The organism is Plantibacter sp. MCCC 1A11337 (assembly GCF_013349365.1).
GTDB classification, from domain to species: domain Bacteria; phylum Actinomycetota; class Actinomycetes; order Actinomycetales; family Microbacteriaceae; genus Plantibacter; species Plantibacter flavus_A.
Window position 1 is genome coordinate 22,180 of record NZ_JABJWX010000006.1, and the last position, 15,495, is coordinate 37,674.

The window sequence follows — 15,495 nt, forward strand, 5'->3', positions numbered from 1 at the left end:
GGGCGGCGGATGCGCCCCGCGCCGTCGCTCCGTAGCGTGGGAAGCTGTTCGCGACCACGGGGGATCACATGCAGCGACCGGACGACACACCGACCGAGGGCGGCTGGGCGCCGATCGGACAGCCCGCGCCTGGACCGATCCGGACGACGCTCGCCGACGGATCGCCGGCACCAGCACCGGCCGCGGCTCCGGTGATCGGTGCCGCCGGGCGCGCCGTGCTCGCGCAGCAGCCGGAGTCGGCGGCGGACCGCCAGCGCCGGCGCAACCGCGAGCTGGCCCCGATCCTGCCCACCAGGGTCCCGTGGGTCGCCGTCACGGTCTTCGCCGTGCTCGCCGTGGGCCTCGCCTGGCTCGTCGCCGCGCCGCTGTGGCTGTCGGGTGAGGGACTCGCGAACCCCTGGTTCCAGCTCATCGCCCTCGGCATGATGTACACCCCGACCATCGCCGCGCTCGTCGTGGTGCTGTTCGTCGCCCGGCCGAGGAGCATCCCGCGGCTGCTCGGACTCGCGCCGCTGCGCCCCCTCGGCCGGACCCTCGGGCTCTGCGCGGCGGCGCTCGTCGGGTTCCCCGTCCTCGCGTTCTGCTCCATGCTGCTCGGGCAGGCCATGGGGCTCATCGAGCTCGACCTCGTCGGCCTGTCCGGTCTGGCCGCCATCATGACCGCCTCGGGCGCCGGCGAGCTCGGGCGGGACGACCTCACCACGGTCGCCCTGGTCCAGCTCCTCACCCTGCCCCTCGGCGTCCTGGTGGCATCGCTGTCCGCGTTCGGGGAGGAACTCGGCTGGCGCGGCTGGTTGCTGCCGAACCTCCTGCCGCTCGGCACCTGGCCCGCTCTCCTGCTGTCCGGGGCGGTCTGGGGCGTGTGGCACGCACCACTCATCCTCCTCGGCTACAACTACCAGCGGACCGACCTGGTCGGCCTGCTCCTGATGGTGGGCTGGTGCATGCTGCTCGGCGTCCTCATCGGCTGGTTGCGGCTCCGCTCCGCCTCGGTGTGGCCGGCGGTGATCGCCCACGGCGCGGTGAACGCCGCCGTCGGGGCACTGCTGCTGTTCGCCAGCCCGAAGTCGATGCAGGACACCGGCAGTGTGTTCGGCACCCTGCTCGGCTGGCCGGGCTGGATCCTCCTCGCAGCGACGGCGCTCATCCTGGTCGTCACCGGCCAGTTCGGCAAGCGTGCGGTGCCCGGACTGCGTGGCTCGGAGGTCGCCTCGCCCGTGAGCTGATCCTCCGACGCATGCGCGCCGCGTATGAGTCGCACCGGGCAGGCTGCTTGTCCGCCGCTTCGACGCTTGGTGCACTGGGACGATGCGCAGACCCGATCTCCCCGAGGCACCCGTCCGCCCACGTGCCGCCCACGCTCGCCGTCACGGCGGTGGGGTGAGCGCACGGGTCCGCCGTCGGCGCCTCATCGTCGGCATCGCAGGCGGCCTCGTGCTCGCGCTCCTCGGAGGTGTCGGTGCGCTCGCGCTGCGGCTGCAGGGCAACCTCAGCTCCGAGGCCATCGCCGCCCCGACCGGACGTTCGACCGAGCCTGCGGAGCCAGGCGCACCGGACCCGGCTATCAACGTCCTCCTCCTCGGCTCCGACAGTCGTGACCTCGCGGTCGGCGACTACGGCGAGGACACCGGTACCAAGCGCAGCGACGCGATGGTGCTCGTGCATGTGTCCGAGGGCAACACGCGGATCGACGCGATGCAGATCCCGCGTGACACGCTGACCGACCTGTCGATGTGCACGGACACCGGGCGGGGGACGCCCGACGACTACGGGATGGTGAACGCGGCGTTGAACTCGGGGGCCGCCTGTTCAGTCGCCGCGGTGCAGGCGATGACCGGTGTGCCGATCGACCACTTCGTCGAGCTCGACTTCAGCGGCTTCCAGGCGATCGTCAACGGCATGGACGGGCTGGCTGTGTGTCTACCGGCGGACATGGAGGACCCCTATTCGAACCTCGCGCTGCCCGCCGGAGCACAGGTCATCGACGGGACGCAGGCGCTCGCGCTCGCCCGCACCCGGCACGCGGTGGGTGATGGCAGCGACATCTCGCGCCTCGGCAACCAGCAGATGGTGATGTCCGCGATCGTGCAGCGGGCGCTGAGTGCCGAGGTGCTCACCCGGCCGGACCGCCTCATCCGCTTCCTGGACGCGGTCACCTCCTCGCTCACCGTCGACACCGCGCTCGGCGACCTCGCGAGCCTGACCTCGCTCGCGCACCGGGTCTCACAGGTGCCGGCGTCGGCCATCACCTTCCTGACGATGCCGTGGACCGAGGCACCGTCGGACGCCAACCGGGTCGTCCCGAGCGATGACGCGGCGATCGTCTTCTCGAGCCTCGCCGCCGATGTCCCGGTGCCGATCGCGGGAGTCGCTGACGCGTCCCCGGCGGAGCCGGTCGCCCCGGTCGAACCGGTGCGGGTCGAGGCGGTCAGCGTCCTCAACGGCTCGCAGACGAACGGGGTCGCGACGGCGACGGCCGACCGACTGACCGCCCTCGGCTACACCGTCGCGTCGATCGGTGACGCGGAGACGGACACCCCGGTGACGGTCCTGCTCGCGCGCGACTCGGACGCGGCTCGGGCGACGGCCGCCTCCCTCGCCCAGGAGCTGGGGATCACGGTCGTCGTGAGCGGCGAACCGGGGCCGGACGAGGAGGACGTCGTGCTCGTCATCGGTGACGACTTCGGCTCGCTGACCCCGCCTGCCGCGCCGGCGCCCGTCGAGGTCGAGTCCCGCAACGCCGCCGCGGACCTCTGCGGCTGACGCGGGGCGTCGTCAGACCCCGGGTGGGACCCGCTCCGCCAAGCGGAGGAAGGCACTCACGGCCGGCGTCCCGAGGCTGTCGTGGCGGACGAGCAGGCCGATGTCCCTCGTGACCGGTGTCGGGAACCGGCGGACCCGGCCGCCGTTCGCCGCCGCCCAGTCGGCGAGCCGCTCGGGGACCACGGTCAGCCCGACACCGGCGGTCGCGAACCGCGTGAGCGCGTCGCGCTGGGTGGTCACGATCACCCGCGGCGGCTGCACGCCGAAGCGGGCGTAGGCCTCGTCGGTCACGGCGCGCATCGACGTCCCGCGCGGGAGGGTCACCAGGGTGTGCGCAGCCAGCTCGTCGCCGGTGATGGTCGGCGGCGTGTGGCCGGCCTCGCGCTCGGCGACGGTCATCAGGCCGGGGAGGACGATCGCGAACCGCTGTTCCTCCAGGAGCCGCACCTCGACACCGGGGCCGGCGGTGGCCACATCGGCGACACCGAGGTCGATGCGCCCGAGGTCGACGGCTTCGAGGAGTTCGGCGGAGTCGACGGAACCCGTGACCTCGATGCGGACGTCTGGGTGCGCGGCGTGGAACCGGGCGACGAGTTCCGGGACGTGGGTCGCGACGAGCGAGGGGAGCGCACCGATCCGGAGCGTGCCGGCGGTGAGCGCCTGCTGCGCGTCGGCGAGCGCGCGGAGCCCCTTCGCCTCCTGGAGCATCCGTCTCGCCGGACCGAGCACGGACCGGCCGGCATCGGTGACCTGCATGCGCCGACCCACCCGGGTGAAGAGCGCGAGCCCGAGGTCTGTCTCGCAGCGTTGGATGCGTCTCGTGAGCGAGGGCTGCGAGATCCGGAGGACGTCGGCCGCTGCGGCGTAGGAGCCGTAGTCGACGACGGCGACGACCGCCTCCAGCTGCTCCAGGTTCATGCGTCGTGGATCCGGATCATGCCTCCACGGTACCGACACCTGCTGGATATGCCTGAGCGCCGGGGATCCCCACAGCAGGATGCCCCGCTGCGGGGGCTCCTGCCCCGGAGCGGATGCACGGGAGGTGCCTACGGAGCGCAGGCCTCGAACACGTGGTCGGGGTCGTCCGACGGCGTGAGGTCGCGGTCCCGCAGGATCGTGGAGAACGGGACCTGCGGATCGGCGCACACCTCGTCGAAGGTGCCGCGCAGGTCGTCGGTGTACTCGATGTCCAGCACGGCGCCTCCGTACACCTCGGTGTAGGTTGCGCACTCGTCGAAGCGGTGGCACTCCTCCGTGACGGCGAAGTCGAACCCGACGTCGTCCCGACCACGTGTGCCGAGCTCGGCGGCGTTCTTCTGCCCGATGAGGAGGCCGGCATCGTGGGCGAGGTCGGCGTACCGGGTGGCGAGGGCGATCGCGTCCTCCACGGTGAGTCGACCGTCGGACCGGGTGTACGAGTCGAGGTTGTCGATCTCGACGGCGTCGAAGCCCGCCTCAGCGCAGCGGGTGATGCTCGCACCGACCCGCTCGGCGATGCGCGCACGACGGTCGTCGGTGGAGAGGTCGAAGATGAGTTCGTCGGGCCAGTTCTCGTCGACCATCGGTTCACCGGTGTCGTCGGTGAGGACCAGGTCGGGCTCGGCCAGCCATGCCTCGCGATCGGCCGGCTGGCTCTGGAACCCGTTGACGTAGCAGATGGAGTACCGGTCGGGGTCGGGGGAGTCGGTGCTGTCGCGCGCGACGCCGCCCACCCCTGCCGCCGGTTCGTAGCCGCCGCCGAGCTGGTAGTCGAAGACGACGTCCGTGGGGAACCCGCCCGCTGAATGGGTCGGTCCGGTGTCGGAGCTCGCACCACTCGGGAAGGTGGAGCAGCCGGCGGCGGTGACCGTGAGCAGGACGGCGGCGCCCGCCGCGATGAGCAGCTGCGCGCGACGAGGGAGACGGTTCATGTCTCCACCCTAGGTCGCGGTCCCGTCCGGGGGTCGTCGCTCAGCCGGTACCGTTGGGGCATGAAGTATCTGGTGTTGTTCTCCGCGGGTGCCGCGCTCATCGTGCTCGGGATCGTCTTCGCGCTGCTCCTGGAGCTGCCCGTCGGGTTCCGCATCGCCGGGCTCGTGTCCATGCTGCTCGGCACGGTCCTGATGGGTGTCAACATCGGTCTGCAGTTCTTCGATCGCCGCAAGGAACGCGCACGTCGCCTCTGAGTCACCGCGGCGCAACCACCTCACCCGGTCGGTTCCCCGGCGTTACCCTCGATGGAACCCACTTCCACCGAGGCGGGACGACGACAACCCGGAGGCATCATGGCGCGCGCGCTCTTCATCATCGACGTACAGAACGACTTCACCGAGGGCGGTGCGCTCGGTGTGGACGGCGGCGAGGCCGTCGCCGCGGGGATCACGCGGCTGCTGGCCGAGCACGGCGACGAGTACGTGCACGTGTTCGCCTCACGTGACTGGCACGACGCCGAGGGCGACAACGGCGGTCACTTCGCGACGGGTGAGCCCGACTACGAGACGAACTGGCCGGTGCACTGCGTCGCGGGGAGTGCCGGCGCCGAGTACCACCACGCGCTCGACACCAAGAGCGTCGACACCCACATCCGCAAGGGCCAGGGTGCCCACGGGTACTCGATCTTCGAGGGCGTGACGCCGGAGGGACGGGCCCTCGGGGAGGTCCTCGCCGAGGAGGGCATCACCGACGTCGACGTCGTCGGCCTCGCGACGGACTACTGCGTCCGGGTCAGCGCCCTCGACGCCATCGAGCATGGCCTGCAGGTCCGCGTCCTCGCCGGTCTCGTCGCGCCCGTCGACCAGGCCGCCGGGGATGCGGCGCTCGCCGAGATCGCCGAGGCCGGGGGAGTCGTCGTCCCCGCCTGAACTCCGTCGCCGGGTACCCGACGCAGATAGTAAGCTAGCTGCATATTATTTCGAGCAGGGCGAGAACGGGGCGCGCGCATGACGCACGGACGACACGGCGGAACGCGGACGGACGCGGACACCCGGACGCAGCGGCGGAACCGCGCGGGTGCGCCGCGGTGGCTGCGGGTCGTGCTCCCCGCGGTCCTCATCCTCCTCTGGCTCACGGCCGCCGGCGTCGGCGGTCCGTACTTCGGGAAGGTGAGCGAGGTCGCGACCAACGACCAGACGAGCTTCCTCCCCGCGAGCGCGGACGCGACGGAGGTGCAGACAGCACTCGACGGGTTCCGAGAGGGCGACGACATCCCGGCCCTCGTGCTGTTCGTCCGCGACGGCGGGATCACCGACGAGGACCGGGCGGCGATCGACGACGAGGTCTCAGCCCTCTCCTCCACCGAGGGCGTCGCCGACGGCGTCTCTCCGGCCATCCCCTCCGAGGACGGCGCCGCGGTCGAGGTCTTCGTCCCGATCAGCGGCGACGCGGAGGTCGGCGACGTCGTCGAGGCCATCCGTGCACAGCTCGCCGAAGCGGCCCCGGCCGGCCTCGACGTCTTCGTCACCGGACCGGCGGGGTTCACCGCCGACCTCACCGACGCCTTCGCCGGCATCGACGGCATCCTCCTCCTGACCGCGCTCGGCGCCGTCTTCCTCATCCTCATCGTCGTGTACCGCTCGCCGGTCCTCCCGTTCCTCGTGCTCGGCACCTCGTTGTTCGCCCTCTGCACCGCTCTCCTCACCGTGTGGTGGCTCGCGAAGGCCGGCGTCGTCCTGCTGAACGGCCAGGTGCAGGGCATCCTCTTCATCCTCGTGATCGGTGCGGCGACCGACTACTCGCTGCTGTACGTCTCGCGGTACCGGGAGGCCCTCCGCGACCATGAGCGGCGGTGGGATGCGACGTGGGCTGCGCTCCGTGGATCGTTCGAGCCGATCGTCGCGTCGGGCGGCACCGTCATCGCCGGACTGCTCTGCCTGCTGCTCAGCGACCTGAACTCGAACAAGGCGCTCGGGCCGGTCGCCTCGATCGGGATCGTCTTCTCGGTCCTCGCGGCGCTCACCTTCCTCCCCGCGCTCCTGCTGGCCTGCGGTCGCACCTCGTTCTGGCCGCTGCGCCCGAAATACGGGAGCGAGCACCGGGTGCGCGCCTCATCGACCGACGGCACCGCCGTGCCGACCACCGGTCTGTGGGGTGGGATCGCCCGTCTCATCTCCCGACACGCGCGCGTCGTCTGGATCGGGAGCACCCTGCTCCTCCTGGTCGCGAGCCTCGGGGTCTTCCAGCTCAAGGCGGACGGCGTCGCCCAGAGCGACCTCATCCTCGGCACGTCCGAGGCCCGTGACGGTCAGGCCGCCCTCGGTGAGCACTTCCCGGCCGGCTCGGCGAGCCCCGTGTACGTCCTCACGCAAGAGGGCGATGCCGCGCAGGTCATCGGGATCCTCGAGGAGGCTGACGGTCTCGACAGCGTCCAGGTGCTGTCGAGCGACGCCGCGACGGGCACCGCGGATGCGACGGTGAGCGACGGGGAGGCGGTGTTCACGGCTCCCGCCGCGGGGCCGCCGGGGACCCCGGTGGCGTCCGCCGAACCGACGGTCGACGACGGCCGCGTTGTTCTCCAGGCGACGCTCGACGCGGCACCGGACTCCGCGACGGCGGAGGAGAGCGTGCGACAGCTGCGCTCGACCCTCGACGCCGAGGTCGGCACCCACACGCCGGTCGGCGGCGTCACGGCGACCGCCGTCGACTCGAACGACGCGTCCATCCACGACCGGAACCTCATCATCCCGGTGGTGCTCGCCGTCATCCTCCTCATCCTCATGCTGCTGCTCCGCTCGGTGCTCGCCCCGGTCCTGCTGATCCTCAGCGTGGTGGTGTCCTTCGCTGCGGCCCTCGGGGTCTCCGCGCTCGTGTTCGACCACGTGCTCGGGTTCCCGGGCGCGGACCCGAGTGTGCCGCTCTACGGCTTCGTCTTCCTCGTGGCGCTCGGGATCGACTACAACATCTTCCTCATGACGAGGGTCCGCGAGGAGTCGCTGCGGGTCGGGACGAGGGCCGGCGTGCTGCGGGGGCTGGCGATCACGGGCGGCGTGATCACCTCGGCCGGCCTCGTGCTCGCGGCCACGTTCGCGGCGCTGGGCGTCATCCCGATCCTCTTCCTCGCGCAGATCGCGTTCATCGTGGCGTTCGGGGTCCTCCTCGACACGATCATCGTCCGGACGCTGCTCGTCCCAGCCCTCAGCCACGACATCGGGAGCGCCATCTGGTGGCCGTCGAAGCTCGCGAAGGGTCGTGTCGAGCACCGGCACGCGGCCTGACCGAGGCGGACGCGACCGGTTACCCCTGCTCGGCGAGGAACGCCAGCACGGCGTCCTTGAACGCTCGCGACGAGACCGCGTTGAAGTGCTCCCGGCCGGGCAGCCCCACGTAGCGGGCACCGGCGGCTTCGGCGAGCCGCCGACTGCCGGCGGCGACCGCGTCGTCGTCTCCGGTCACGAGCAGCATCGGCAGCGGCGGCACCTCGGCCGTGCTCGGCTGGGGTCCTCCGCGGAGGCCTTCCACCAGGGCGATGAGGGCCTCCACGTCGTTGCCCGGGACGCCCTCTGCCATCGTCACGTAGGTGTCGGTCAGGGCGTGCGCGATCGTCGTCCCGGTCCTGACATGGCGACGGGCCGACTCCAGGTCGAAGTCGCGGAGCGAGTCGCCCTCGGGGAGACCGCCGAGGCTGAGGGAACGCACACGGTCCGGGTGTCGGACGCCCAACCGCCAACCCACCCGGGAGCCCAGCGAATACCCGAGGTAGTGCGGCTCGTCGACGCCGTAGCCGTCGAGGACGGACAGGACGTCGTCGACGAGGATGTCGAGTCGGTATGCGGCGGGATCCGTCGGTTTGTCGGAGGCTCCGTGACCGCGTTGGTCGAGGCTCAGCAGGCGGTACCCGGCACGCGTCAGTGTGCGCGTCCACCCGGCGAGGTCCCAGTTGAGGCCGGCGCTCGAGGCGAAGCCGTGCACCGCGACGATCGTACCGAGGTCGCCTGTGCCGGGAGCCGGTTCGTGGAGGTACGTCGCGATCCGGATGCCGTCCGTCGACATGACGTAGGTGGGTGCGGTCGGGGCAGGCTGAGGAAGCACCCGTCAACGATACCCGCGGTGGCGCGGCGCAGGCTCAGTCGACGGCCACCGGTCGTGGTCCCTGGTGCATCATCTCGGAGAGGTACGGGGCGACGACGCTCGTGGAGATGCGGCAGTCGAGCAGCAGGATCCCCTGCGCCCCGGCGTGGACCCAGTCGGTGAGTCCGTCGAGGTCCGCGAGCGTGTCGATCGTCACGCCCTGGCCACCCAACGCCCGCGCGAGGGCGGCGAAGTCGACCTCGTCGATGAGCATCGGGGCCCGGTCGAGTCCTCGCGAGCCGTACTGGTGGATCTCGGCTCCATAGGCGGCGTCGTTGAAGACCACGATCACGCCGCTCGGCACCGTGCGGATGACGGTGTCGAGGTCGGGGAGCGCCATGAGGCCGCCGCCGTCGCCGGTGCAGAGGACGGTGGTGCCCGTGTGCCCGGCCGCCGCGGCACCGACTGCGCTCGGGAACCCGAGCCCGATCGACTGGTAGGCCGTCCCGACCATGACGAGGCGGTCGGGGGAGGGGATGTCGAAGTACATCGGCGCCCAGCCGATGAAGTGGCCGCCGTCCTGCACGACCGTGCGGTCGGCCGGGAGCAGCTCGTCCAGTCGATGCGCGAGGCTGCGCGGGTCGAGGCGCCCGTCGGCGCACAGTCCGTCGCCGGGCGAGCCGTCACCCGGGTCGCGGTCGAGGTGCGGTGCTGGGCGGGCGTGACCGGCCGACGTGACCCATCCGGACCCCGCACCGTCGGAGAGCCGTTCCAGGAGACCTGCGGCTGCGAGGGCCGCGTCACCGTGGATGAGCTCGTCGACCCTGGCGTTCGTCGGGGCGTCGGCGAGGTCGACCTGGATGACGTGCGCATCGGGGGAGAAGGCCTCGCCGAACCGCATCGTGAACTGGTTGAGGCCGGCGCCGACGACGAGCACGACGTCCGCTTCGGCGATACGCCTCGCGGCGTGCTCCGTCGCGAAGCCGCCGGCCACCCCGAGATCACGGGGGCTGGAACCGAAGAGCCCGCGTCCGAGCGCCGTGGTCGCGGTGTGGGCGTCGAGCAGCTCCGCGAGCTCACCGAGGACCGGGCCGGCGTCGGCCAGCCAGGCTCCACGCCCGGCCAGGATGAGCGGACGGTGTGCGCCGCGCAGAGCGGCGGCGGCGGTGTCCAGGCGCCGCGCGACGGGCTCCACGCGGGACGGCCGGACGAGTGCCGGGTGGTGCGGTGTGCCGTCCGCCCGCAGCGGCTCGTCGGACGCCACGGCGGCGAGGTCGTAGGGGATCGCGAGCACGACCGCGGTCCGGCGGTGGACGGCGTGCTCGATGGCACGGAGCGTGGTCGCGGTTGCGTCGTCACGGCCGACGGTGAAGGTCGGTGCACCGAGCCCGGCGGCGATCTGGAACTGGTCGACGTCCCAGGGGCGGGCCCCGGTGGTCGGGGCGTCACCGACGACGAGGACCAGCGGGATCTGGGCCATCACCGCCTCCGCGAGGGGCGTTAGGGTGTTGGTGAATCCGGCTCCGTAGGTCGCGGTCGCGGCAGCGAGACCGCCGCCGGCGCGGGCGTAGGCGTCGGCTGCGGCGACGCCCCCGGCCTCGTGACGCATGGCGGTGAAGCGGGTCGTGGTCGCGGCGAGTGCGTCGAGGAGGTGCGCGTTGCCGTTGCCCATGACGCCGAACACCTCGGAGATATGGCGGCTGAGTGCCTGTGCCACCCGGGCGGAGACGGTGGAGGAGCGGGTCGACGTGGGAACGGTCGACGAAGCGTGTTCGGACATGGGAGACCTTCGAGAACGTGGACGGATGGGATTCCGTGTGTGTCTCGCCGGTGCTGGCCGCGCTATCGCCCTTTTTTCGAGCAACGACCCCCGTGCTGCGGAGTCTGACGAGCACACTCTACTCCGCGGCGACCGCGCTGCACAGTGCGGCCGCGACAGCATCCGCTCCACATCCGTGACGCCTGCCGGACAGTCGGACCCGGGTTCGACGGAGGCTGGCTCCATGAACCACATCGTGCAGGCCAACGCGGCCGAAGACCTCCTCGCCCTCATCCCCGGACTCGTCGGAAGCACTCCGAGATCGAGTCTCGTCGTCGTCCTGTTCGCGGGCCGTCACAGCCGCGGCGCACTCCAGGTGCACCTGCCGGCCGGAACGGACGTCGAACGCCAGGTGGCGGACGCCGCCGCGGAGCGCGCCCTCGGGTTCGCCTGCCGGGCACCGGGTGTCGACGCCATCGTGCCTGTGGTCTACACGGACGACGCGTTCGGAGCCGGGGCGGAGCCACCGGGCAGGACGATCGCCGACGCCGTCCTCGAGCTGGCGAGCGCGCAGGGCTTCACGGTCAAGGACGCCCTCTGCTCGGCCGCTGACGGCTGGGGCTCCTACCTCGACCCCGGACTCCCCGCCGGAGGGCGTCCGCCGGCGATCGTGGCCTCGGCGGCGGTCCCGCCGGTCCCACCGCTCCCCTGGGAGCTCGTCACGACCGAGGTCCCGTCGGTGGACGTGGCGACGTTCGCAGCCGTCGACCTCGAGTACCGGGTGCTCTGCGCGCGACTGGCCTCCATGCTCGAGAAGGCCGCCGATCGTGCCCGCATGACCTGGCGGATCGACGTCGGAGACGCCGTGGAACGACTCGACGGCCTTCCTGCGGTCTTCGAGGACGCGCTCGCCCGCGGCGTCGAGGGGATGACCGCCCGGGAAGTGGCCTTCCTGTTGCTGAGCCTCTCACGTCCGTGGGCGAGCGATCTCGCACTCATGCAGTGGGCGTTCGGGCGCGAGCTGGGCGAGGAACTCGACGACGCCGAACGCGCGTACGGGCATCTGCCGGTCGGGACGGACGACCCGGAGGTGTTCCATCGGGTCGCCCACCTGCTGGTCGGCGACGGACCGCATCCCGACGTCCAACGCATCCGTGCAGCGAGCAGCCTGCTCCTCGGCGTCGCGGCGCGAGCGTCGGAGTCCGCACGCGTCGCACCGCTCGCCATGCTCGCCTGGCTGTCGTGGGCGCTCGGCCAGAGCACGCGCGCGACCACCTTCCTCGCCGAGCTGGTCGACGAGGAGCTGGACCACCCGCTGGCGGCGACCGTCGGGTCGCTGATCCGCCAGGGGCACCTCCCGGCCTGGGCGTTCTGCAGTACCCCGGGAACACGCGACGGCGTGGCCGCCCCCAGCGATCAGCCCGCCGCGTGACGCTCCAGGAAGTCGTAGACCTCGGAGTCGTCGACGCCCGGGAAGGTGCCGCTCGGCAGCGGGGAGAGGATGTGGGTGTGCAACCGGGCGCTCGGCCAGGCCTGCTCCCGCCACTTGTCGGCGAGGTCCGACGGCGGTCGACGGCAGCAGGTCGGGTCCGGGCAGGTGGAGACCGCACGCGTCGTGGTCTCCCGTCCGCGGAACCACTTCGCCTCGCCCCAGGGCACGCCGACCGAGATCGAGAACTCCCCGGCCTCGGTCGTACCGGTCTGCGTCGCGCACCAGAAGGTACCGGCCGGGGTGTCGGTGTACTGGTAGAGCTCCGTGGTGCGGTTCGTCCGCGCGAAGGCGTTCCGTGCGCTCCACTTCCGGCACACGATCTGGCCCTCCACCGCGCCCGTCACATCGACGGGCAGCGGCAGCGCGTCATTCTCATAGGCCTTCGAGATCGCTCCATCCTCGGAGACCCGCAGGAAGTGCAGGCGCATGTCGAGCCGGGCGGTCGCCAGGTTCGTCAGGCGCAGCGCCGCGGCCTCATGGGTGACCCCGAAGGCGTCGCGGAAGTCCTCGACGGCCAGGTTGCGGTCGCGCTTGGCCTGTTGCAGGAACGACACCGCGGCCGTCTGCGGCATGAGCGCCGCCGCAGCGAAGTAGTTGATCTCGAGCCGTTGCCGGAGGAACTCGGCGTAACTCGTCGGACGTTGGTGCCCGAGCAGGCGGTGCGCCATCGCCTGCAGGGCCATGGACCGCAGGCCGTGTCCGCCGGGGATCGAAGCCGGTGGCAGGTAGATGCGCCCGTTCTCGAGATCGGTGACGCTGCGGGCGGAGTGCGGCAGGTCGTTGACGTAGATGAGGTCGAAGCCGAGCTGTTCCGCCATGATGCTCACCGTGCGGTGGGTGAGTGCGCCGGTGCTGTGCCCGGCGCGCAGCACGCGCGACTCCGCGAGTTCCTCGATCTCGGGCAGGTGGTTGTCGCGCTCCCGCATCCACTCCCGCAACTCGGTGTTGGCACGCCGTGCCTCCTCCGGGGTCGCGATCGCCTCGCTCGCGTGCCGCTGCAGTTCGCGGTGCAGGCCCACGAGTGCGCGGAGGGCTTCGTCGGGGATGCCTTTCGACGGCTTGACGATCGGCAGGGTCAACTCGCCGTAGAGGGCACTGCGCTGGAGGCGGTCCAGCTCGATCTCCAGTGCCGCGCGGGGGTTCGGTGCCTCCTTCGACAGCAGGTCGGTCAGGTCGACCCCGAGCGCGGTCGTCAGCTCCTGCAGGACCGACAGCTTCGGCTCGCGTTTCCCGTTCTCGATGAGGGAGAGCTGGCTCGCCGCCAGCCCGACCCGTTCGCCGAGGTCGTCGAGGGTCAGGCCTCGCCGGGTCCGGAAGTGCCGGATCCGATGGCCGAGCGTGAGGAGTTCGGCAGCGGCGGTCGATGCGGGAGTCGGCGTCATTCCTTCACCGTATCGAAAGAACCGCGATTCTTGAAGGGTGAACACCCGCGAAGATCGTCAGAATCAGGCGCATGGTGGCTCTACGACCACTTCTTGACCGTCCCACCAACGCCGGAGGAACGCATGTCCATCGCCGAACTGATTCCCGATACCGCACCCACCCTCGCCGCCCGCGCGGAGCTCCGAGCGGTGCCGCGCCCGAAGCGGACCGGCCTCGCCGAGCTGCACGCCTGGGTCGACGACCTCGCCGCCCTCCTGGAGCCGTCCGCGATCCACTGGGTCGACGGCTCCGCGAGCGAGTCGCACCGGCTCACCCACCAGCTCGTCGAGGAGGGGAAGCTGATCAAGCTCAACCCCGAGTGGCGGCCGAACAGTTTCCTCGCCCGCAGCGATCCGCGCGACGTCGCGCGCGTCGAGGACCGCACCTTCATCTGCTCCGAGCAGGAGGAGGACGCCGGCCCGACCAACAACTGGCGGGATCCCGCGGTGATGCGTGACGAACTGCACGGGGTCTTCGCCGGCAGCATGCGCGGTCGCACCATGTACGTCGTGCCGTTCTCGATGGGCGCGGTCGGCGGGCCGCTCTTGCAGCTCGGTGTGCAGATCACCGATTCGGCGTACGCGGTGCTCAGCATGGGGATCATGACGCGGATGGGTGACCGCGTGCTGGAGCTCATCGCCGACGGACAACCGTGGGTCAGGACCGTCCACTCGGTCGGCGCCCCGCTCGACGCGGGGCAGGCCGACGTGGCCTGGCCGTGCAACGACACCAAGTACATCGTCCAGTTCCCGGAGACGCGCGAAGTGTGGTCCTTCGGCTCCGGCTACGGCGGTAACGCACTCCTCGCGAAGAAGTGCTTCGCACTCCGGATCGCCTCGGTCATCGGACGCGACGAGGGTTGGTTGGCCGAGCACATGCTGCTGGTCCGGGTCGTCTCGCCGGAGGGCCGGGCGTTCCACATCGCCGCCGCGTTCCCGTCGGCCTGCGGCAAGACCAACCTCGCGATGATGCGGCCGACGATCCCCGGGTGGACGGTCGAGACCCTCGGCGACGACATCGCGTGGATCCGACCCGGCGACGACGGCCGTCTGTACGCCATCAACCCGGAGGCCGGCTTCTTCGGGGTCGCGCCCGGCACGGGCGCCGGCACGAACGCGACAGCCGTCGACACCCTGTGGGGCAACACGATCTTCACGAACGTCGCGCTCCGCGACGACGGAGACGTCTGGTGGGAGGGACTGACCCCCGAGCCGCCCGCCCACCTCGTCGACTGGCAGGGGCAGGACTGGACGCCCGAGTCGGGGCGCCCGGCGGCCCATCCGAACTCGCGGTTCACCGTCGCGGCGGCGCAGTGCCCGTCGATCGCCGACGACTGGGACGCGGCCGACGGCGTCCCGCTCGACGCGATCCTCTTCGGCGGGCGTCGTGCCACGAACGTCCCGCTCGTGGTCGAGGCCAGCAGCTGGGAGCACGGCGTGTTCATGGGGGCGACGATCTCCTCCGAGCAGACCGCCGCCGCCGAGGGCACGGTCGGGGAGCTCCGTCGCGACCCCTTCGCGATGCTCCCGTTCTGCGGCTACAACATGGCGGACTACTGGAGTCACTGGCTCCGAGTGGGCGGTGCACTCGAGCACGGCAAGGCGCCGCGGATCTTCCAGGTCAACTGGTTCCGGAAGGACGCCGACGGCTCCTTCCTGTGGCCTGGTTTCGGCGAGAATTCCCGGGTCGTCGAGTGGATCGTGCGGCGGCTCGAGCACGAGGTCGACGCACGGGAGTCGGCGATCGGCCGGTTGCCGCTCCTCGACGAGCTGAACCTCGACGGCATCGACGTGCCCGAGGCCGACCTCGATGCCCTGTTCGCCGTCGACCGCGAGTCCTGGCTCGTCGAGTGCGACCTCACCGAGTCCTTCTTCGACACCTTCGGCAGCCGCGTCCCGGCCGCCCTCCGTGCGGAACTCGCCGCCCTGCGCTACCGCCTCCGATCCTGATCCTCGTCCTCCATTCGCCCAATTTCGGGCGAATGGAGGTTCAGGCGCCCAAAGATGGGCGAATGAACCGGTGACGAGGGTGCTCCACAGGCTGGAGACCGCGGCGGCTCGTCGATACGAGGAGGGTA

12 protein-coding genes are annotated in these 15,495 nt (G+C 71.3%); 7 read left to right on the top strand and 5 right to left on the bottom strand.

The window, feature by feature from the left end:
• The first annotated feature begins 68 nt into the window (after positions 1-68).
• Both HOW07_RS18240 and HOW07_RS18245 read left to right on the top strand, forming a co-directional pair.
• The gene (locus HOW07_RS18240) at positions 69-1,226 is read left to right on the top strand and encodes a CPBP family intramembrane glutamic endopeptidase (RefSeq protein WP_217485415.1); all 1,158 of its coding nucleotides are present in this window, start codon (positions 69-71) and stop codon (positions 1,224-1,226) included.
• Positions 1,227-1,308: 82 nt separating this feature from the next.
• Positions 1,309-2,763 (top strand): LCP family protein, encoded by a 1,455-nt coding sequence (locus HOW07_RS18245; protein WP_175118168.1) that lies wholly within the window; start codon positions 1,309-1,311, stop codon positions 2,761-2,763.
• Between the two features lie 12 nt (positions 2,764-2,775).
• Here HOW07_RS18245 and HOW07_RS18250 read toward each other — a convergent pair whose 3' ends face one another.
• Together HOW07_RS18250 and HOW07_RS18255 are read right to left on the bottom strand one after the other, a co-directional pair.
• Positions 2,776-3,681, bottom strand: coding sequence for a LysR family transcriptional regulator (locus tag HOW07_RS18250; protein ID WP_175118170.1), 906 nt, complete (start codon positions 3,679-3,681; stop codon positions 2,776-2,778).
• Between the two features lie 128 nt (positions 3,682-3,809).
• A complete protein-coding gene (locus tag HOW07_RS18255) occupies positions 3,810-4,673 on the bottom strand; it encodes an endo alpha-1,4 polygalactosaminidase (protein ID WP_175118172.1) in 864 nt (287 codons plus the stop codon).
• Between the two features lie 60 nt (positions 4,674-4,733).
• On the opposite strand from HOW07_RS18255, the gene HOW07_RS18260 reads away from it, so the two are divergent.
• From HOW07_RS18260 to HOW07_RS18270, 3 genes are all read left to right on the top strand, one after another.
• On the top strand, positions 4,734-4,928 hold the full coding sequence (locus HOW07_RS18260; RefSeq protein WP_064294803.1) for a hypothetical protein: 195 nt from the start codon (positions 4,734-4,736) through the stop codon (positions 4,926-4,928).
• A gap of 99 nt (positions 4,929-5,027) precedes the next feature.
• Positions 5,028-5,603: an isochorismatase family protein gene (locus tag HOW07_RS18265; protein ID WP_121291961.1), complete on the top strand. Its 576-nt coding sequence runs from the start codon at positions 5,028-5,030 to the stop codon at positions 5,601-5,603.
• A gap of 78 nt (positions 5,604-5,681) precedes the next feature.
• Positions 5,682-7,952: an efflux RND transporter permease subunit gene (locus tag HOW07_RS18270; protein WP_175118174.1), complete on the top strand. Its 2,271-nt coding sequence runs from the start codon at positions 5,682-5,684 to the stop codon at positions 7,950-7,952.
• 19 nt (positions 7,953-7,971) lie between these two features.
• On the opposite strand, the gene HOW07_RS18275 is transcribed toward HOW07_RS18270, so the two are convergent.
• Both HOW07_RS18275 and HOW07_RS18280 read right to left on the bottom strand, forming a co-directional pair.
• Entirely contained in the window at positions 7,972-8,766 is a 795-nt protein-coding gene (locus HOW07_RS18275) for an alpha/beta fold hydrolase (protein ID WP_371743719.1), read from the bottom strand.
• 34 nt (positions 8,767-8,800) lie between these two features.
• Positions 8,801-10,525 carry a thiamine pyrophosphate-binding protein gene (locus HOW07_RS18280; protein WP_175118176.1) on the bottom strand — a complete coding sequence of 575 codons (1,725 nt, stop codon included), beginning with the start codon at positions 10,523-10,525 and terminating at the stop codon, positions 8,801-8,803.
• A 223-nt stretch (positions 10,526-10,748) separates the two neighbouring features.
• Here HOW07_RS18280 and HOW07_RS18285 point away from each other — a divergent pair, with 223 nt between their 5' ends.
• Positions 10,749-11,936, top strand: a complete 1,188-nt coding sequence (locus HOW07_RS18285) for a DUF4192 family protein (RefSeq protein WP_158596611.1) — start codon at positions 10,749-10,751, stop codon at positions 11,934-11,936.
• On the opposite strand, the gene HOW07_RS18290 is transcribed toward HOW07_RS18285, so the two are convergent.
• Positions 11,921-13,378 carry a helix-turn-helix transcriptional regulator gene (locus HOW07_RS18290; protein WP_064294809.1) on the bottom strand — a complete coding sequence of 486 codons (1,458 nt, stop codon included), beginning with the start codon at positions 13,376-13,378 and terminating at the stop codon, positions 11,921-11,923. The genes HOW07_RS18285 and HOW07_RS18290 overlap by 16 nt on opposite strands.
• Before the next feature lie 123 nt (positions 13,379-13,501).
• On the opposite strand from HOW07_RS18290, the gene HOW07_RS18295 reads away from it, so the two are divergent.
• Positions 13,502-15,367, top strand: a complete 1,866-nt coding sequence (locus HOW07_RS18295; RefSeq protein WP_175118217.1) for a phosphoenolpyruvate carboxykinase (GTP) — start codon at positions 13,502-13,504, stop codon at positions 15,365-15,367.
• The last annotated feature ends 128 nt before the right edge of the window (positions 15,368-15,495 follow it).